Annotated in this window: 19 protein-coding genes and 1 tRNA gene; 1 reads left to right on the top strand and 19 read right to left on the bottom strand. The window is 55.5% G+C overall.

What is annotated here, in order from left to right; genetic code table 11:
* Positions 1-29: 29 nt before the first annotated feature.
* The 6 genes from gap to T260_RS132990 form a co-directional block, all read right to left on the bottom strand.
* Positions 30-1,037, bottom strand: a complete 1,008-nt coding sequence (gene gap, locus T260_RS132970) for a type I glyceraldehyde-3-phosphate dehydrogenase (protein WP_011232528.1) — start codon at positions 1,035-1,037, stop codon at positions 30-32.
* A gap of 42 nt (positions 1,038-1,079) precedes the next feature.
* Positions 1,080-2,099 carry a sugar-binding transcriptional regulator gene (locus T260_RS132975; protein ID WP_011232529.1) on the bottom strand — a complete coding sequence of 340 codons (1,020 nt, stop codon included), beginning with the start codon at positions 2,097-2,099 and terminating at the stop codon, positions 1,080-1,082.
* Positions 2,100-2,222: 123 nt separating this feature from the next.
* The gene (locus T260_RS132980) at positions 2,223-2,468 is read right to left on the bottom strand and encodes a glutaredoxin family protein (protein WP_014196719.1); all 246 of its coding nucleotides are present in this window, start codon (positions 2,466-2,468) and stop codon (positions 2,223-2,225) included.
* Positions 2,469-2,518: 50 nt separating this feature from the next.
* Positions 2,519-3,826, bottom strand: coding sequence for an RNA polymerase factor sigma-54 (rpoN, locus tag T260_RS132985; RefSeq protein WP_023633685.1), 1,308 nt, complete (start codon positions 3,824-3,826; stop codon positions 2,519-2,521).
* 519 nt (positions 3,827-4,345) lie between these two features.
* On the bottom strand, positions 4,346-4,510 hold the full coding sequence (locus T260_RS1000000139800) for a hypothetical protein (protein WP_014196720.1): 165 nt from the start codon (positions 4,508-4,510) through the stop codon (positions 4,346-4,348).
* Between the two features lie 240 nt (positions 4,511-4,750).
* A tRNA-Arg gene (locus tag T260_RS132990) sits at positions 4,751-4,822 on the bottom strand.
* Between the two features lie 314 nt (positions 4,823-5,136).
* On the opposite strand from T260_RS132990, the gene clpP reads away from it, so the two are divergent.
* Positions 5,137-5,727 carry an ATP-dependent Clp endopeptidase proteolytic subunit ClpP gene (gene clpP / locus T260_RS132995; protein ID WP_011232532.1) on the top strand — a complete coding sequence of 197 codons (591 nt, stop codon included), beginning with the start codon at positions 5,137-5,139 and terminating at the stop codon, positions 5,725-5,727.
* A gap of 126 nt (positions 5,728-5,853) precedes the next feature.
* Here clpP and T260_RS133000 read toward each other — a convergent pair whose 3' ends face one another.
* The 13 genes from T260_RS133000 to hisD all read right to left on the bottom strand — a co-directional run bounded on the left by T260_RS133000 (position 5,854) and on the right by hisD (position 17,415).
* Positions 5,854-6,111: an HPr family phosphocarrier protein gene (locus tag T260_RS133000; protein WP_011232533.1), complete on the bottom strand. Its 258-nt coding sequence runs from the start codon at positions 6,109-6,111 to the stop codon at positions 5,854-5,856.
* Between the two features lie 14 nt (positions 6,112-6,125).
* On the bottom strand, positions 6,126-7,088 hold the full coding sequence (gene whiA, locus T260_RS133005; protein ID WP_011232534.1) for a DNA-binding protein WhiA: 963 nt from the start codon (positions 7,086-7,088) through the stop codon (positions 6,126-6,128).
* 120 nt (positions 7,089-7,208) lie between these two features.
* The gene (gene mgfK, locus T260_RS133010; protein ID WP_011232535.1) at positions 7,209-8,162 is read right to left on the bottom strand and encodes a gluconeogenesis morphogenetic factor MgfK; all 954 of its coding nucleotides are present in this window, start codon (positions 8,160-8,162) and stop codon (positions 7,209-7,211) included.
* Complete coding sequence (gene rapZ / locus T260_RS133015; protein ID WP_011232536.1) at positions 8,159-9,055, bottom strand: RNase adapter RapZ; 897 nt, start codon at positions 9,053-9,055, stop codon at positions 8,159-8,161. The genes mgfK and rapZ overlap by 4 nt, the downstream gene beginning before the upstream one ends.
* Before the next feature lie 18 nt (positions 9,056-9,073).
* Positions 9,074-9,550 carry an NUDIX hydrolase gene (locus T260_RS133020; protein WP_014196721.1) on the bottom strand — a complete coding sequence of 159 codons (477 nt, stop codon included), beginning with the start codon at positions 9,548-9,550 and terminating at the stop codon, positions 9,074-9,076.
* 339 nt (positions 9,551-9,889) lie between these two features.
* Positions 9,890-10,846: a thioredoxin-disulfide reductase gene (gene trxB / locus T260_RS133025; protein WP_011232538.1), complete on the bottom strand. Its 957-nt coding sequence runs from the start codon at positions 10,844-10,846 to the stop codon at positions 9,890-9,892.
* 75 nt (positions 10,847-10,921) lie between these two features.
* Positions 10,922-12,394 carry a tetratricopeptide repeat protein gene (locus T260_RS133030; protein WP_023633684.1) on the bottom strand — a complete coding sequence of 491 codons (1,473 nt, stop codon included), beginning with the start codon at positions 12,392-12,394 and terminating at the stop codon, positions 10,922-10,924.
* Between the two features lie 152 nt (positions 12,395-12,546).
* The gene (hisIE, locus tag T260_RS133035; protein ID WP_011232540.1) at positions 12,547-13,194 is read right to left on the bottom strand and encodes a bifunctional phosphoribosyl-AMP cyclohydrolase/phosphoribosyl-ATP diphosphatase HisIE; all 648 of its coding nucleotides are present in this window, start codon (positions 13,192-13,194) and stop codon (positions 12,547-12,549) included.
* The gene (gene hisF / locus T260_RS133040) at positions 13,191-13,949 is read right to left on the bottom strand and encodes an imidazole glycerol phosphate synthase subunit HisF (RefSeq protein WP_011232541.1); all 759 of its coding nucleotides are present in this window, start codon (positions 13,947-13,949) and stop codon (positions 13,191-13,193) included. The genes hisIE and hisF overlap by 4 nt, the downstream gene beginning before the upstream one ends.
* The gene (gene hisA / locus T260_RS133045; protein ID WP_015375791.1) at positions 13,946-14,683 is read right to left on the bottom strand and encodes a 1-(5-phosphoribosyl)-5-[(5-phosphoribosylamino)methylideneamino]imidazole-4-carboxamide isomerase; all 738 of its coding nucleotides are present in this window, start codon (positions 14,681-14,683) and stop codon (positions 13,946-13,948) included. Before hisA ends, hisF begins: the two co-directional genes overlap by 4 nt.
* The gene (gene hisH, locus T260_RS133050) at positions 14,683-15,324 is read right to left on the bottom strand and encodes an imidazole glycerol phosphate synthase subunit HisH (protein ID WP_014196729.1); all 642 of its coding nucleotides are present in this window, start codon (positions 15,322-15,324) and stop codon (positions 14,683-14,685) included. The genes hisA and hisH overlap by 1 nt, the downstream gene beginning before the upstream one ends.
* Positions 15,325-15,549: 225 nt before the next feature.
* Entirely contained in the window at positions 15,550-16,137 is a 588-nt protein-coding gene (hisB, locus tag T260_RS133055; protein WP_011232544.1) for an imidazoleglycerol-phosphate dehydratase HisB, read from the bottom strand.
* Positions 16,138-16,140: 3 nt separating this feature from the next.
* A complete protein-coding gene (gene hisD / locus T260_RS133060) occupies positions 16,141-17,415 on the bottom strand; it encodes a histidinol dehydrogenase (RefSeq protein WP_011232545.1) in 1,275 nt (424 codons plus the stop codon).
* Positions 17,416-17,544 lie beyond the last annotated feature (129 nt).

The raw sequence follows: 17,544 nt of genomic DNA, 5'->3' as shown, positions 1-17,544 counted from the left end.
CGGATGGAAAACTCAACGCCAAGCTGGTTTTACAGCCCTTTCGAGGCGATGTAGGCGGCCAAGTCGACGACGCGGTGCGAATAGCCCGTTTCGTTGTCATACCACGAAACGACTTTCACCATTTTGCCTTCAATGACCATTGTCGACAACGCGTCGATCGTCGACGAAGCGGTGCTGCCGTTGTAGTCGCGCGACACGAGCGGTTCTTCGCTGTAGGCCAAAATGCCTTTCAGCTCGCCTTCCGCTGCTGCTTTCAACGCGGCATTCACTTCTTCGACCGTCACTTCTTTTTCCAATTCCGCCACCAAGTCGACAACTGATACGTTCGGCGTCGGCACACGCATTGCCATGCCGTTCAATTTGCCTTTCAATTCCGGCAAGACAAGCGCAACAGCTTTCGCCGCCCCGGTCGTCGTCGGAATGATCGATTCCGCGGCCGCGCGAGCCCGGCGCAAATCTTTATGCGGCAAGTCCAAAATTTGTTGGTCGTTCGTGTACGAGTGAACGGTCGTCATCATGCCGCGGACGATGCCGAATTTTTCATGCAGCACTTTGGCAAACGGCGCCAAGCAGTTCGTCGTGCACGAAGCGTTCGAGATGACATGATGGGCTTTCGGATCGTATTTGTCTTGGTTGACGCCCATGACGATCGTAATATCCTCGTCTTTCGCCGGTGCGGAAATGATCACTTTTTTCGCACCCGCTTCCAAATGTTTGGCGGCGTCTTCGCGTTTCGTGAAGCGGCCGGTCGACTCAACGACGATGTCAACGCCGATCTCGCCCCACGCCAAGTTCGCCGGATCGCGTTCCGCCTTGACGATGATTTCTTTGCCGTTGACGACCAAGTTGTTGCCGTTCACCGACACTTCGGCATCCAGACGGCCATGGACGGAGTCGTACTTCAACAAATGAGCAAGCGTATTCGCATCGGTTAAATCGTTCACCGCCACCACTTCAATGTCCGGGTTTTTCAATGCCGCGCGGAAGACGTTGCGTCCGATGCGGCCAAATCCGTTGATTCCCACTTTGACTGCCATCTTATTTTCCTCCTTGCGATTGGATTGTATCAGCAAGGGAGATTACTCCCCTACGAACGCTTTTGCGGCTCCTTCGTCCGTCACCAATAGCGAGTGCGGCGCCCGTTTCATGTACGCGCGAATGGCTTTCGCCTTCGACGCCCCTCCGGCGACGGCGATGACATGCTCGACATGCGGGAGGTGTTCAAGTTGAATGCCGACTGTTTTCACTTTATGGACGACGTCGCCGTACTCGTTGAAATAGTAGCCGAACGCCTCGGCGACCGCATGGCGGGCGATGATGTTCTCCATCTCTACAGGCGGCGTCTTCCGCCGCTTGGCCATCGTCACCGCTTCACCGATGCCATGGACGACCATGCGGCATGATTGGATGAGCTCAAGCACTTCTTTCACCGCCGGCTCTTCGACAAGCGACGCGTACGCTTCATCGCTCAGCTGGTCAGGCACGTGCAGCAACCGATAGCGGCCCATCGCTTTTTCCGCCATTTTCGCACAAATCGTGTTCGCCTGATTCTCGACATCTTCGCCAAGGCCGCCGCGCGCCGGCACGAACAACACATCGCGAAGCTTCGAATCCGGCGTCATCATCTCCGCGACCGCCGCCATCGTCGTTCCGCCGGCCACGGCGACGATGTCCCCGGGCTCAAGCAGCTCCTTCATGCAGGCGACACACGCTCTACCCATTTCTTTTTTTACCCAAGGGGAACGGTCGCTATCCCCGGCAACGACAATCACCCGCGGAATGCCGAGCTGTTCCTGCAGCGCGGCTTCCAGCTCTTTGAGTCCGAGCGCTTCCCGCATCAAATCATTGAGCGTATGAAGGAGCGCCTGGCCTTCCTCCGTCAACCGCATGCCCGACACATCGGCGGAAAGCAAGTTTTGTCCTTTCAAAAATTCTGTTTCCGACCGGAGCACCCGCTCACTCATGCCGAGGCTCGCCGCCAGCGCCCGCCGCCCGATCGGCGCCATAAGCGAAATGGAGTGCAAAATTTGATATCGTTTTTGCATAACGTCAAGCAAGTCAGGCAATAATTTTTTTTGTGCCTCCAATAACGGCTGCATGGATCCTTTCTCCTCGATTGAATATAGGGACATCTTATGTCCCGGTATGACATATTATGTCCCGCAGTGCCATAAAAAATTCCTCCCGCGCCATTTTCATTATAGCAGGAGGACGATAGCCGTTCAACTGTTTTGCGCCCGCCGCAACCGTTTTCTCACCGCTTCTTTTTCAATCGCTCCCCAGCCGATTTCTTCGCCATCCAATTCCACAACCGGGATCATCAGCTGATATTTTTCCAGCAGTTCATCATCTTTGTAAATATCAATTTCTTCCAGCGTAAACGAATAGTCCGCCCGCAGCTCCGTCAAAACGGCTTTCGCTTTGTCGCAGAGCGGGCAATTCGTTTTCGTATACAATCGGATATGCATTCATTTCTTCCTCTCTTTCTACAGCAGTTGCCGTTTCGATTGGCCGCCCGTTACGGCAGGCCGATATATTGCCTCCGCTTTGCCGAAGACGGGATGCGCAGCTGCTCGCGGTATTTGGCGACCGTGCGGCGCGAAATGGCGATGCCGTGCCGATCGCGAAGCAAATCAGCAAGCTGTTGGTCAGACAGCGGCGCCCGCCGATCTTCCTCGGAAATAAGGGCCTCAATGATCGCTTTCACGCGGGCGGACGATGCCGCTTCATCCCCTGCGGCCGTCGCGGCGTTTGAAAAGAAACGGCGCAACTCCACGGTGCCAAACGGCGTTTGCACATATTTATGCCGGACCGCGCGGCTCACCGTCGATTCATGAACGCCGAGCTCCTCGGCCACCTCGCGCATCGTCATCGGCTTGAGCGCCGAAAGCCCAAACTCCAAACACGAGCGCTGGCGGTCGATGATGACGGCCGTCAAATGGAGAAGCGTCTGTTTCCGTTGCTCCAAACTTTTCGCGAGCCATGTAAACTGCCGATATTTTTCTTTGATAAACTGTTCGGCATGCCGGTCGCCGGATGCAGCGATGCGCCGCTCGTAATCCCGATTCCATCCGAGCTCCGGATGGATGTCATCATTATAGGCGGCCATCCAGTCCCCTTCCGCCCCGCGGACGACGATGACATCCGGCACGACCAAAGGCGGTGTTTCGCTCGAATAGTGAATGCCTGGCCGCGGCTCGAGTGTGCGAATGAGCTCGAAGACGCGTTGCAGTTCTCCAAGGCTGACGCCAAGCTGCTTGGCCAGCGTTTTCCACGACTTTTCCGCAAAGGGGACAAAATGGTAGCGGACGATCATCTCCGCCAGCTCGTCGCGCTCAGGAAGACGTTCCAGTTGCAGCAAGAGGCATTCCGCCAAATCGCGGGCGCCGACTCCCGGCGGGTCGAGCGACTGCACAAGGCGCAGCCCCCGTTCCATCTCTTGTTCCGATGCGGAAAACCGCGCCGCCAGCTCGGCAAGCGGCACGCGCAAATAGCCATCCTCATCGAGCGAGGCAATGAGATAACGGACGATGCGCTCTTCCCGATCGGCCAGCTTCAACGCAGGCAGCTGAGAAAGCAAATGGCCAACAAGTGTCTCTGCGCGGGCGCCAATGTTCTCGAGCCATTGCTTTTGGTCTCTTTCTGTCCGGCTTGGCCGTTGCCGCACCCGGGTGCGGCGAATTTCCAAAAACGGGTTTTCCAGCGACTGTTCATATAAAAACGCTTCCAAATCCACTGCGGAATATTGCAACAGTTCAATCGCCTGCACAAGTTCCTTTGTCAGCGACAACTGCAGCCGCTGCTCTTGCCATAACTCCGCCCTCATCGTCACGCCTCCCTTTCTTTTATTGTACACAACGGGAGCGGGAGGGGGTAGGAGAAATTTTTGACGGCGGAAAGCGGCCTTGGCGACCGCCCGAACCGGCGCCTGTTCAGACGAAAAAACCCAATGCCCCGCCCGAGCCCTTGATTTGGGAACCCTCTCGAGGAAAGCGGCGCGTCCGCTGCTGATCTAAAAGAAAAACAGCCGCCTAGGCGGCTGTTTTGCCTCGGCAGGATTACAACCATATACCAAGTATATGTTTTTTAACCTAAGGGTCTTTATTCCTTCCCATTTCCTCCTCACCGCCCCGCGCACTCGTTTATACGTATCGCGCCGGACCCCATGATCTCCATCCAGTCGCCCCAGGTCATTCCGTCCTTTTTCTTCATGTGGTTTAGCTTTTGTTATCGTTCAATACCTCGTGCAACTTCTACACGTGTATCACCTCACCTACAGCGCCGCCCAATCGGGTGACGCAACGGAAGGAGGATTCGGTTTGCACCTTTCACTTATTAGTGGCATTTACACGACAAAAAACAAAAAACTGTAGTCTGGATGAAGAAAGAGCGCTTCCAGATACTCCGTGGCGCCATACGCTTTGTCTGCGGACAAAGTCCGAATTGTGATCGACGGTTGGCGAAACCGAATCGAAGCCAGCTGCTCCAAACTCGTTTCCTGTTCCGCCATATTGTCACTACTCTGCAAACGTACTCGCATATTTTAGATGAGATGGAACAAAAAGAATCCCGGCAGGTCGATCTCGCGATGGCGGAACTGGATCGTACCAAATAGCCGTGCAAAATTCGTACAAAATTTTTTCGGATTCTATCGGTTTTTTCGGGATTCCCAAAAAATGAAAAACGACCGCAAACGCGGTCGTATCAAGGGATTTGGGAATCTCAATCCGAACTTGTCGGATCGTTGGAACGCCCTCGGCAGGATTCGAACCCACGCTAAGAGAACCGGAATCTCTCGTGCTATCCACTACACTACGAGGGCATGGAAGTTCATGATTTCTCTATTTCGTTCCGTCGCATGTTTTATTATAGCAGGATCGTGCAAAAATGCAAGGGGAAAATGCAATAAAAAAACAGGAAAAATTAGGCCTTTGTTCCTTCCACATCAATGCCACCGCCACAGGCAACTGGTTAAAAAAATAAAAAAGCGGTTATGATGAAAAGAGGGATGTTCCCGCTAGCCGCGAATATGTTATAAAGAATGGGGAAGGTCGTTTTGTTTGACCTTCATTGACCATTCGTGTATGATTAAGGCGTACATATTGATCCATTAGGATGGAAAAGGAGGCGTTTTTGATGTATTTGATTCCGACTGTCATCGAACAGACGAACCGCGGGGAGCGGGCGTACGACATTTATTCGCGCTTATTGAAAGACCGAATCGTGTTCCTTGGCAGCCCGATCGACGACCAAGTGGCCAACTCGATCGTGTCGCAGCTGTTGTTTTTGGCGGCGGAAGACCCGGACAAAGATATTTCCTTGTACATCAACAGCCCGGGCGGCTCGATCACAGCTGGCCTGGCGATTTACGACACGATGCAGTTCATCAAACCGGACGTATCGACAATTTGCATCGGCATGGCCGCTTCCATGGGGGCGTTTTTGCTTGCCGCCGGTGCGAAAGGGAAACGGTTCGCCTTGCCAAACAGTGAAATCATGATCCACCAACCGCTCGGCGGCGCCCAAGGGCAAGCGACGGAAATCGAAATCGCAGCGAAGCGCATTTTGTTCTTGCGCGACAAATTGAACCGCATTTTATCGGAAAACACCGGCCAGCCGATCGAAGTGATCGAGCGCGATACGGACCGCGACAACTTTATGACCGCGCAAAAAGCAATGGAATACGGCATCATTGACCGCGTGCTGACGCGCGCTGATGAAAAATAAGGCATGCACACGTTGGCAGAACCGCTATAGAGCTGCGCCTGCACCGACATTGACGAAAAAAGGCTGCTTCCGACAAAAACGGAGCAGCCTTTTCCATTCCTTTCCCCGCCAGCCCCACACGCTGCTTTACTTTTCCTTTTGCACATAGGCGGCGAGCTTTTCGATCGCTTCTTGCTCATCCGGACCGTCGGCAATGAGCGTGATCACCGCTCCATGGCCGATGGCGAGGCTCATCAAGCCCATAATGCTTTTCGCGTTGACCCGTTTTCCGTCTTTTTCCAAAAACACATCAGCGGAAAAACGGTTCGCTTCTTGGACGAACAACGCCGCCGGGCGCGCCTGCAGCCCGGTTTTTAATTTCACTTCCACTTGTTTTTCCACCATTCTCCATCTCCCCTTTACAGCGATTTATGGAAATCGACCGGCTTTCCAGCCCGCAGCCGCTCCGCGATCTCATCAATTTTGCGCAGCCGGTGGTTGATGCCGGATTTGCTGATTTTTCCACCGGCAACCATCTCCCCGAGCTCTTTCAGCGTCACGTCTTGATGCTCGATGCGAAGTTTCGCGATTTCCCGCAGCTTGGCCGGCAGTGAATCAAGGCCGATCGTCTCGTCGATGTAGCGGATGTTCTCCACCTGGCGAAGCGCAGCGCCGATCGTTTTGTTCAAATTGGCGGTTTCGCAATTGACAAGCCGGTTGACCGAGTTGCGCATATCGCGGACGATGCGAATGTCCTCAAAGCGGAGCAGCGCTTGATGGGCGCCGATGATGTTCAAAAACTCGGCGATTTTTTCCGCCTCTTTTAAATACGTAATAAACCCCTTTTTCCGTTCCAACGTTTTCGCATTTAAAAAAAAGTGGCTGTTCATCAATTCGCATAACGCCCGGTTATGCTCCTCATACAGCGAAAAAATCTCCAAATGGTAGGACGACGTCTCCGGGTTGTTGACCGAACCGCCGGCCAAAAACGCGCCGCGCAAATACGAGCGCTTGCAGCATTTTTTCTTGACGAGCTCCGGGGAAATGTCATGGATGAGCGAAAAATCGCCGTTGACAATGTGAAGTTCACGAAGCAAAGAAGCCGCACCGTCGGTCACGCGGACGATGTAGACGTTGTTTTTTTTCAAGCGCATTTTCTTGCGGACAAACAGCTCGACGGCGACATCGTAGCCCTTTTTCAATAACGTATAAATGCGCCGAGCGATCGCCGCATTTTCCGTCTGGACATCGATGGCCATTCGCCCGCCGGAAAACGACAGTGAACCGTTCATGCGCAAAAGCGCCGACAGCTCCGCGCGCAAGCAGCAAGGCTTCACCTCTAAATGGGTCAATTCCTTTTTCGTTTCCGATGCAAAAGACACGATCGCTCCACCTCCATTCGTTCCCCGCATCCGGCCGGTTGGAGGTGCCTGACTTTCGGCGCGGCCATCGGGAGCATCACCGCCCATAATGGCGCTTTGCGGCCTACTCGGGTCCCGCCTTTAACGGTGAGGGAGAAGCCCGAGAAGAAGGGCGGCGACTTTCGCCGTATTATGGCGAATGACCCCATCCTCGTACGTGACAATATCGTCGCGGATGACTTGCAACGAAAGCCCGCTGCTGTCGTCACGCACCGGCTCGGCCCGCTCCGCCTCGTAGCGGCGGCGGATCGCTTCCGGGATCGCTCCGCTGTTGATGATCACCGCGTCCAAAAACGGGCCGCCAAGATGAGCATGAAGCGCCTCCACATGGTCGCTCACCGTATAGTGCGGCGTCTCGCCGGCCTGAGTCATAATGTTGCATATATATACTTTTTTCGCCTTCGCCTTGCATACTTCCTGCCCGATTTTCGGCACGAGCAAATTCGGCAAGATGCTTGTGTATAGGCTGCCCGGCCCGATGACAATCAAATCGGCGCGGCGGATGGCATCAACCGTCTCCGGCAGCGGCTCAATGTCTTCCGGCGTTAAAAACACCCTCTTAATTTTTTTTCCCGCACTCGGGATTTTTGACTCGCCAGAGATGATGGAACCGTCTTCCATCTCCGCGTGCAAAACGACGCTCTTGTTCGCTGCCGGCAGCACCTGGCCGCGCACGTTCAACACTTTGCTCATCTCACGGATCGCTTTCACAAAGTCGCCGGTGATCGATGTGAGCGCCGCCAAAATCAAATTGCCGAGCGAATGGCCGGATAAGCCGTTGCCGTTTTGAAAACGGTGCTGGAACAGCTCGACAATGAGCGGTTCGACGTCAGACAGCGCGGCCAATACGTTGCGGACATCCCCGGGCGGCGGAATGTGCAGCTCATCGCGCAGCCGCCCGGAACTCCCTCCATCATCGGCGACGGTGACAATGGCGGTCAAATCCAATTCATGCTGCTTCAGCCCCCTCAGCAGGACGGGAAGCCCGGTGCCGCCGCCGATGACGACCAGTTTCGCTGCTCGTTCGTTTCTCATCGGTGTATGTCCTTTCTCCTCTCCATGTCCCGGTGCGAGACAACCGTTTTATAATCATCTGAAAAATGGCGGGCGATATATTCTGCGAGCGCCACCGAACGGTGCTGCCCGCCCGTGCAGCCGATGGCGATCACCAGCTGGCTTTTTCCTTCGCGCTGGTAATACGGCAGCATAAACGACAACAAGTCAATGAGCTTTTCCAAAAACTTTTGCGTTTCCCCCCACTTGAGCACGTAGGACGATACGTCGTCATCCAACCCGGTTTTCGGACGCATATGTTCAATGTAATGCGGGTTCGGCAAAAAGCGAACGTCAAACACCAAATCTGCATCAATTGGAATGCCGTACTTAAACCCAAACGACATGACGTTGATAGTAAACCCGGATTGAGCGTGCGATGAGAACTGGCGGATGATTTTCTCCCGCAGCTCGCGCGGCTTGAGCCCCGTCGTATCGTAAATGATCTGCGCCCGCCCTTTCAGTTCTTCGAGCAGCTTCCGCTCCAAACGGATTCCTTCAAGCGGGGGCTCGTTCGGCGCAAGCGGATGCGTCCGCCGCGTTTCTTTGTAGCGGGCCACCAACGTCGAATCTTGGGCGTCCAAGAACAACACCTGTGGGATGACCCACGCTTGCTCAGCCAGCTCATCGAGCGCGGCGAACAAATGATCGAAAAAGTCGCGGCTGCGCAAATCCATGACAAGGGCGACTTTGTTCATTTTATTCCCGGATTCTTTGACGAGCTCCAAAAATTTCGGCAGCAGCGTCGGCGGCAAGTTGTCAATACAAAAAAAGCCGAGGTCTTCGAAGCTTTGAATCGCCACCGTCTTTCCCGCGCCGGACATACCGGTGATGATGACGAGCTGAATCGGCTGCAGCGCCCCGTTTTGTCCCATCTCCGCCCCTCCTCTCCATCAGCTCGGATCGAGCCGATATGAAAGCAGCTCGAATTCCTCTGTATAGACAAACACCCCGTACATGACCCCTTTGCCTTTCAAGGCGTAATCCAAAATATGATAGTCTCCAGGGGCCATCGGCAGCGTCGAAAGCGTCTCCACCTGATGCCAAGCAAGCGTCCCTTCTTCGGAAGACGGCACGTTTTCACCAATGAAGTCGTCGGCGAAAAACGTAAACATCATCCACTCCGACACCGTTTCATTCCCATTTTTCATCACGATCGTAAAGACGCCTTTCAGCTCTGGATTTTTCAAATAAATGCCCGTCTCTTCCCGGTATTCACGAATGCATGCTTCACGCACCGTCTCGCCGGGCTCCATTTTCCCGCCCGGAGCGACCCACCAGCCGCGCCTCGGCTTTTGCAAAAGCAGCACTTGGCCGTCTTTATATAATACGCAGTTTGTCACCCGTTGCAATTCGTTCACCCCAACCATCCGCAAACACGCACATAATCATCTTTATTTTACCATAAATAGTTAGGCCGCTCCACCTTCAAACCGCTGGAAACCGTCCGCTTCCCGTCTGCAAAAACCTCGGGGGCCCAACATTCCGCTTCCAGCCGAAAGACGCCATCCCCCGCCGTTTCGAGCGGGGCGGCAGGATGCAAGCGCGCAGGCAAAGAAAAAAGAGACGCGGACAAACGCCCGCGCCGAATCAAGGATCTATATAAAAGGGGGTCAATTACTTACTTATAGCATACGACAAATGTGTTGCGCCCGTGTTACATCTGGGTTAAATAACCATTACGATTTGATTGCGATTTGGTTACCGGATCAGCTGACCCCTTGCTTATTGAGCTTTTCTTTCAGTTCCTCAACGTAATGCTGGGCGCTTTGCGCGGCGATGCTGCCGTCGCCGGTAGCCGTCACGATCTGCCGGAGCGTTTTTTCCCGCACATCACCGGCGGCGAAAATGCCCGGCACTTTCGTCTCCATCTTTTCGTTCGTGACGATATAGCCGTTTTCATTCGTGATGCCAAGATTGGCAAACGGCTTCGAGAGCGGCACCATCCCGATGTAAATGAAAACGCCGTCGCACGGAAATTCGCGTTCCTCGCCCGTTTGCGTATGCACAAGCGTCACGCTGCCGACTTTTCCGTCCTTTTCGTTGATTTGTTTCACCGTATGGTTCCAGATGAAATCAATTTTTTCATTGGCGAACGCCCGGTCTTGCAAAATTTTTTGCGCCCGCAGCTTGTCGCGGCGGTGAACGATCGTCACTTTATTGGCAAACCGCGTCAAATAAACGCCCTCTTCGACCGCCGAGTCGCCCCCACCCACGACGACCAAATCTTTTCCTTTGAAAAACGCACCGTCGCACACCGCACAGTACGAAACGCCGCGGCCGCCGAGCTCCGCTTCACCCGGTACACCGAGTTTTTTATATTCCGCTCCGGTGGCGATGATGACCGCGCGGGCCTTGTACTCTTTATCGCCGACAATGACCGTTTTGTACGCCTCGCCGTCGATGATTTCTTTCACATCGCCGTATGCGTACTCCGCGCCGAATTTTTTCGCATGCTCAAACATTTTCGCCGCCAATTCCGGGCCTAAAATCGTTTCAAAGCCGGGATAGTTCTCGACTTCCTCAGTGTTGACCATCTGCCCGCCCGGAACGCCGCGCTCGATCATCAGCGTCGACAAATTGGCGCGCGATGTATAGACAGCCGCCGTCAGCCCAGCCGGCCCGGCTCCGGCAATAATGACATCGTAAATTTTTTCGTCTGCCACACCGTCCACTCCCTCGCTTGAGAATCATTCCATTTTCATCGTATAGAAGTCGATTCGCCCTGTCTATTGATTTGCTCATGTATAGAGCCGGCGCGCTTTTTGCACGTATTTTTGCACCGTCGACGCCGACACGCCGTATTTGGCCGCCATCTCTCTTTGCGTCACACGCTCTCCTTGCTGTCGGCGCCACATGTATTCGATCGCCGCCGCCCACGCGGCTCCGTTCGCAAATGGCTCGCGATCAGCCGACGGATGGACGGCCATCGCGAAGGCGAAGCGGCAGAGCGCTTCCTTTTCCTCATTATGCGCCGAAAGCGCATCGACCATGCGGCCGATGTTCGCCACCCAAGCGGACGGGCCGTCGGTTAAGCCGAACAAAAAGCAGTCGATAAACGGGCGCAGACGGGGATCAGACGGCAAGAGGCGGCATACCGCAAGCGACATCGATGGCTCTTTCGCCTGCGGCGAGCGGCTGAACAAGTACAATCCGTACAGACGGTCGGCCAGCTCGTCGCCCTCCAGCCAAGCCATCAAGCGGATAAGCGCCTCATCCACCGGCGCTGAAACGGCCCACGGCTCCTCACCCCGTTTTTCGGGATGGAGGGTGGCAAGCACCTCCCACATTTGCCGAGCGAGCGGCTCATGGCCAGTATAGTAGGCAGCGCAAGCGAGCCAATAATAAAATGGCCCATCACCGCCAAAGCCTTGTTTATACAAACGGTGCAGCCAACGGAACGCCAAATCGAACCGCCCAACAAGCGCGAATGTCGCCCCGAGCTTGTATTGATGCTCGCGAAAAAACGGATACAAACCGGCCAGCGTCTCGCAAAGCGCGGCCGCCTGTTCTTCCTCACGCAAGTAATAGGCGAAGACAAGCGCGTTGCAAAGCGCATGCAAATTGCCGGGATCGCGTTTGAGCACTTCACGCACTTTCTGTTTCGCTTTGTCGACATCGCCGCTGTAAAAATAAGCAAGCGCCAAATTGTTATGCGCCGACCAAACGTCCGGATAGCGCGCGACGAGCGCTTCAAGCGCTTCAATCGCTTCCGCAAACCGCTCCTCCTCAAGCAAACGGCGAGCCCGATCCTCCAGCACCATCAGCTGCTCCTCTTCTTCCGTCCATTCCGAGCCATCGAGCCGAAGCAGCTCAAGCAAGTCAGCAGCATCGTCGGCAAACTCTCCGGCCGGCTCATGCGCCAAATAACGTTCCGCGTATTGCCTTGCTTCACGAAACAAGCCGAGGCAGGCGAAATTGTTCGCCAAAAAATACAAACAGTCGTACATCGTTTCGTCCAAATCATGGATAATTTTGAACAGCCATTGATTGGAAAATTGATATTCACCAAGCTCCGACAGCACAAGGGCAAGCTGCAAGGCGAATGAGGCGTCGCGCTCATCCAAACGGACGGCGCGCTCAAAATATTTCCTCGCCTTTTCCAAATCGCCTCGGTCGTATGCTTTCATTCCTTTTTTAAAAAAGTAATCTCCGCTTTGGATGAACGGTACAATCGTCGCTTTTCGTGATGATCGCTTCAGTTGTTTTCCCATTCTGTCCTCCGTCGTCCGTAAAATTCGTCGAACAACAGTATACCATATCGGCGGCGAAAACAAGCAAGAAACTTTAGGAATGCGGTTTTTCCGTGCAAAAAAGGAACGCCGGCGCGATGGCAGACGTTCCTTTTTCTCACCTAACCATCTTGTTATTTTTTGTCGCCCGCTTCCACCTTTTGCGCGTGCCGCTCGGCAAGCGTCGCAAGCACCGCGTCAAGCGGCAGCTTTTGTTCGCGCAACAGTACAAGCAAATGGTACAACAAGTCGGCCGCTTCCCATTTCAATTCGTCATGGCTCCGGTTTTTCGCCGCGATGATGACTTCCGCCGCTTCTTCGCCGACTTTCTTCAAAATTTTATCGACGCCTTTTTCAAACAAGTACGTCGTGTACGACCCTTCCGGCCGTTCGGCGTCGCGCTGGGCGATGATTTGTTCAAGCTCATGCAAAATCGCGAACCGGTCGGCCGCCGGCGTGCGCGCCGCGCCGTCCAGCGAGCGGGAAAAACAGGAATACGACCCGGTATGGCAAGCCGGGCCGGCCGGCTCGACGAGAACGAGCAGGGCGTCGGCGTCGCAGTCGTAGCGGATGTCGACAACGCGCTGCACGTTTCCAGATGTCGCCCCTTTATGCCATAGTTCTTGGCGCGAGCGGCTGTAAAACCATGTTTCTCCGGTCTCCAGCGTTTTTTTAAGCGACTCTTTGTTCATATAGGCAAGCGTGAGCACTTCCTTGCTTTGCGCATCTTGGACGATGGCAGGTACAAGCCCTTTTTCATCAAAGCGAATGTCCGCCGTCATCGCACGTTCACCCCTTTTTCTTTCAAGTACGCTTTCACTTGTCCGACTGACGTTTCTTTGTAATGGAAAATCGATGCCGCGAGCGCCGCGTCTGCTTTCCCTTTTTCGAACGCTTCGAGGAAATGCTCCGCCTTGCCGGCGCCGCCCGAGGCGATGACCGGAACCGGGACCGCTTCGCTCACCCGCCGCGTCAACTCAATATCAAAACCGTTTTTGCCGCCGTCCGCGTCCATGCTCGTCAGCAAAATCTCCCCGGCGCCAAGACGGACCGCTTCCTGCGCCCAAGCGACGACTTCCCAGTTCGTGGCGTTGCGGCCGCCGTGCGTATAGACGCGCCATGAACCAAGCGTTTCATCGTATTTCGCGTCAATGGCGACGACGATGCATTGCGAGCCGAAAAAGTCCGCCCCTTCGGTGATCAAGGTCGGATGGAGCACCGCGGCGGTGTTGAGCGACACTTTGTCGGCCCCGGCGCGAAGCATCCGCTTCATATCCTCAAGCGAGTGGATGCCGCCGCCGACCGTAAACGGAATCGCTAGCTGGGCGGCGACGCGCTCGACGACATCGACCATCGTTTTCCGCCCTTCATGGGAAGCGGAAATGTCCAAAAACACGAGCTCGTCCGCCCCTTGCTCATCGTACGCCTTCGCGAGCTCCACCGGATCGCCGGCATCGCGCAGCTGGACAAATTGCACTCCTTTGACGACGCGCCCGTCTTTCACATCGAGGCACGGGATGATGCGCTTCGTGATCATCGCTCGTTCACCGCCTTGAGCGCTTCCGCGAGCGTAAACTGATTCGTATAAAGCGCCTTGCCGACGATCGCGCCGCCGATGCCTTGTCCAGCATATTGGCAGAGCGCGCGCAAATCGTCAAGCGAGCTGACGCCGCCAGAAGCGATCACTTCTTTTCCCGTCGCCTCGGCCAACCGGACCGCGGCGGCGATGTTCGGGCCCGACAGCGTGCCATCGGTCGCAATATCGGTGAAAATAAACGTCTCCGCCCCCGCCTCAGCGAGCATCCGCCCGAGCTCTTCCGCCTTGACGTTCGACGTCGCAAGCCACCCTTCCGTCGCCACGAAGCCGTCGCGGGCGTCAATGCCAATCACGATGCGGCGGCCGTATTTTTGGAGCATCTTTTTCACAAACGGCGGGTCGGAAATGGCCGCACTTCCTAAAATGACGCGGGCGACCCCATTTTCTAAATAATGCACGATATCCTCTTCCGTCCGGATGCCGCCGCCCACTTGCACATGGACGGAAAGACGACGGGCCGCTTCAATGACAAACCGGTCGTTGACGCGGCGCCCTTCTTTCGCTCCGTCCAAATCGACCATATGAATCCACTCCGCCCCTTGAGCGGCGAATTGCTCGGCCATCGCGACCGGCGAATCGCCGTACACCGTTTCTTTGTTGTAATCGCCTTGCAGCAGGCGGACGCACTTGCCGCCGCGCATATCGACCGCCGGATAAATCGTAAACGCCGCCATCAGCCGTTCCCCCTTCCCGTGGCGATGCCGACATAATTGTTCAAGATGCTCATGCCGACCGCACCGCTTTTTTCCGGATGAAACTGTGTGCCAAACACACAGCCGCGCCCGACGACCGCCGGAACATCAACGTCATATTCACTGCTCGCGAGCACGACGTCCTCATCCCCTGGAATGACATAATACGAATGGACAAAATAGACATGCCCTTCCTCGACGCCACGAAGGAGCGGCGACGGACGATGAAAGCGGAGCCGGTTCCAGCCCATGTGCGGCACTTTGTATGGCTCGCCGGTTTTCGTGACGCCCGGAAAACGGACGACGCGGCCGCGAAGCAAGCCAAGCCCTTTTGTCGGCCCGTTTTCTTCGCTTTCGTCAAACAACAGCTGCATCCCTAAACAAATGCCGAGCAGCGGCGTGCCGTTTTCAACCGCCGAACGGATGAAAGCAGCTAGGCCTGTCTCATTTAAAATGTGCATCGCATCGCGAAACGAGCCGACACCGGGCAAAATCAGCCCGCGCGCCTGCTCGAGCTCCTCTTTGTCGCCGCTTAGGACATACGGACAGCCGAGCCGCTCGAGCGCTTTGCTGACGCTGTATAAGTTGCCCATGCCATAGTCGATGATCCCGATCATCGTCATCCCATTCCTTTCTTCCCTGATCCATGCCCATCCCCTTGTTCAATGAACAACGGTATGGCGGCATGCTTTTTTACGGCGCTCCTTCCATGTGCAAACCTCTCCTTGGCATCCGGTCGCCTTTCCTGCATCCATGGAGCTTTTCCCGCAGGAAGCGCTGCCTCGATCCGACCGCCTTTCCTGCGCCTGCGGAACTCTTTCCCCACGGGGGGCGCCCCACTCCATCGGCTACAGCATCCCTTTTGTCGACGGAACGCCTTTGACGCGCGGGTCGATCATCGTTGCTTCATCGAGCGCCCGCCCGAGCGCCTTAAACACCGCTTCGACCATATGGTGCGTATTGCGCCCGTAATGGACGATGACATGCAAGTTCATCCGCGCTTCAAGCGCCAGTTTCCATAAAAACTCATGCACGAGTTCGACATCAAACGCGCCGACTTTCGCTGCCGGAAACTCGCCGCGAAACTCAAAATGCGGGCGATTGCTCAAGTCGATCACAACTTGCGCCAAGGCGTCATCCATCGGCACAAACGCGTTGCCGTACCGCTTGATTCCTTTTTTGTCGCCAAGCGCTTCCTTGATCGCCTGCCCGAGGCAAATGCCGATGTCTTCCGTCGTATGGTGGTCGTCAATATGCGTGTCGCCTTTGGCCTCAATGTGCAAATCGAACTGGCCGTGCTTGGCGAACAAATCGAGCATATGGGTTAAAAACGGCACGCCCGTTTCCAGTTCCGCCTTCCCTTCGCCATCCAACGAAAGCGATAACTGAATGCTCGTCTCGTTCGTCGTTCTTGCGATCATCGCTTCCCTTGCCATCATTCATTCCCCTTTCTCGAGCCGCACCTCAATGGCGCGCGCGTGCGCCTCCAGCCCCTCGAGGCGGGCAAAGGCGGCGATTTTGTCGCCATGTTGTTTCAATGCGGTTTCACTGTAAACAATCACGCTTGATTTTTTCACAAACTCGTCAACGCTCAAGCCGCTTGAGAATCTGGCCGTGCCGTTGGTTGGCAGCACGTGGTTCGGCCCGGCGAAATAGTCGCCGACCGGCTCGGAGCTGAAGCGGCCGAAAAACATCGCTCCCGCATGGCGGAGCCGGCCGAAAAGCGCGAGCGGTTCTGCCGTCATCACTTCCAAATGCTCCGGCGCCAGTTCGTTCACGACATCCACCGCTTCCTCAAGCGTCTCGGTGACGTAAATGGCGCCGTAGTTCTCGAGCGCCGCTTGGGCAATGTCGCGGCGCGGCAGCGTTTCCAGCTGCCGTTCGACTTCGCTCGCCACCGCCAGCGCCAATTTCATCGACGGCGTCACCAAAATGGCCGACGCCCGCACGTCATGCTCGGCTTGCGACAACAAATCCGCCGCAATCTCATCCGGTCGGGCCGTTTCATCCGCCAGCACGACAATTTCGCTCGGCCCCGCGATCATGTCGATCGCCACATGCCCGAACACTTCCCGCTTCGCCAATGCCACATAAATATTGCCCGGCCCGAAAATTTTGTCAACCGGCCGGATCGTTTCCGTCCCGTAAGCAAGCGCGGCGATCGCCTGCGCGCCGCCGACTTTGTAAATTTCCGTCACGCCGAGTTCATAGGCGGCGGCCAGCACCCCAGCCGGGAGCGTGCCGTCTTTGTTTGGCGGCGAGGTGATGACAATCCGTTTCACCCCCGCCACTTGTGCGGGAATAACGTTCATCAGCACAGACGACGGATAAGCGGCCGTCCCGCCTGGCACGTACAACCCGACCGCATCGAGCGGCGTCACCTTTTGTCCGAGAATTGTGCCGTCTTCTTTCGTCATCCACCATGATTCGCGCTTTTGCCGTTTGTGGTAGTCGCGAATGTTGGCCGCCGCTTGGCGAATGATCTCCAGCATCTCCGCGTCCATCGCCGCATGCGCGCGCTTCATTTCCTCTTCCGTCACCTTGAGCGAATCCAGCTTGACGCCGTCAAACCGTTCCGTATATTCTTTCAGCGCCGCATCGCCGCGGTCGCGCACATTGGCGATGATATCAAGCACCGCGCGCCGCTGCTCCTCCGTTCCGCTTTCAATCGTGCGCCGCAGCGAGACGCCGCCTCGGATCCGTTCGATTTTCATCGTTCGCTCCCCTTTCTGTGACGTCCATCGGTTTTCGTCCATTGGCAATCTGTATCGATGCAATTTGAAGCTTTACCATTTGCAGCTTTTACCGAGTATTTGATCGACTGTCGGGCGACCGAACAACGC

It is taken from the genome of Geobacillus thermopakistaniensis, from assembly GCF_000498995.1.
GTDB classification, from domain to species: Bacteria; Bacillota; Bacilli; order Bacillales; family Anoxybacillaceae; genus Geobacillus; species Geobacillus thermoleovorans.
Note: the sequence above shows the minus strand (reverse complement) of the source record. Positions and strands in the feature narration are given on the sequence as shown.

Bases quoted from the DNA above. Each gene is read 5' to 3' on its own strand.
- gap (WP_011232528.1), bottom strand. From the start codon at position 1,037: ATGGCAGTCAAAGTGGGAATCAACGGATTTGGCCGCATCGGACGCAAC.
- T260_RS132975 (WP_011232529.1), bottom strand. From the start codon at position 2,099: ATGCAGCCGTTATTGGAGGCACAAAAAAAATTATTGCCTGACTTGCTT.
- T260_RS132980 (WP_014196719.1), bottom strand. From the start codon at position 2,468: ATGCATATCCGATTGTATACGAAAACGAATTGCCCGCTCTGCGACAAA.
- rpoN (WP_023633685.1), bottom strand. From the start codon at position 3,826: ATGAGGGCGGAGTTATGGCAAGAGCAGCGGCTGCAGTTGTCGCTGACA.
- T260_RS1000000139800 (WP_014196720.1), bottom strand. From the start codon at position 4,510: ATGGCGGAACAGGAAACGAGTTTGGAGCAGCTGGCTTCGATTCGGTTT.
- clpP (WP_011232532.1), top strand. From the start codon at position 5,137: ATGTATTTGATTCCGACTGTCATCGAACAGACGAACCGCGGGGAGCGG.
- T260_RS133000 (WP_011232533.1), bottom strand. From the start codon at position 6,111: ATGGTGGAAAAACAAGTGGAAGTGAAATTAAAAACCGGGCTGCAGGCG.
- mgfK (WP_011232535.1), bottom strand. From the start codon at position 8,162: ATGAGAAACGAACGAGCAGCGAAACTGGTCGTCATCGGCGGCGGCACC.
- rapZ (WP_011232536.1), bottom strand. From the start codon at position 9,055: ATGGGACAAAACGGGGCGCTGCAGCCGATTCAGCTCGTCATCATCACC.
- T260_RS133020 (WP_014196721.1), bottom strand. From the start codon at position 9,550: ATGGTTGGGGTGAACGAATTGCAACGGGTGACAAACTGCGTATTATAT.
- T260_RS133030 (WP_023633684.1), bottom strand. From the start codon at position 12,394: ATGGGAAAACAACTGAAGCGATCATCACGAAAAGCGACGATTGTACCG.
- hisIE (WP_011232540.1), bottom strand. From the start codon at position 13,194: ATGACGGCGGACATTCGCTTTGATGAAAAAGGGCTTGTACCTGCCATC.
- hisF (WP_011232541.1), bottom strand. From the start codon at position 13,949: ATGATCACGAAGCGCATCATCCCGTGCCTCGATGTGAAAGACGGGCGC.
- hisA (WP_015375791.1), bottom strand. From the start codon at position 14,683: ATGGCGGCGTTTACGATTTATCCGGCGGTCGATATGCGCGGCGGCAAG.
- hisH (WP_014196729.1), bottom strand. From the start codon at position 15,324: ATGACGATGATCGGGATCATCGACTATGGCATGGGCAACTTATACAGC.
- hisB (WP_011232544.1), bottom strand. From the start codon at position 16,137: ATGGCAAGGGAAGCGATGATCGCAAGAACGACGAACGAGACGAGCATT.
- hisD (WP_011232545.1), bottom strand. From the start codon at position 17,415: ATGAAAATCGAACGGATCCGAGGCGGCGTCTCGCTGCGGCGCACGATT.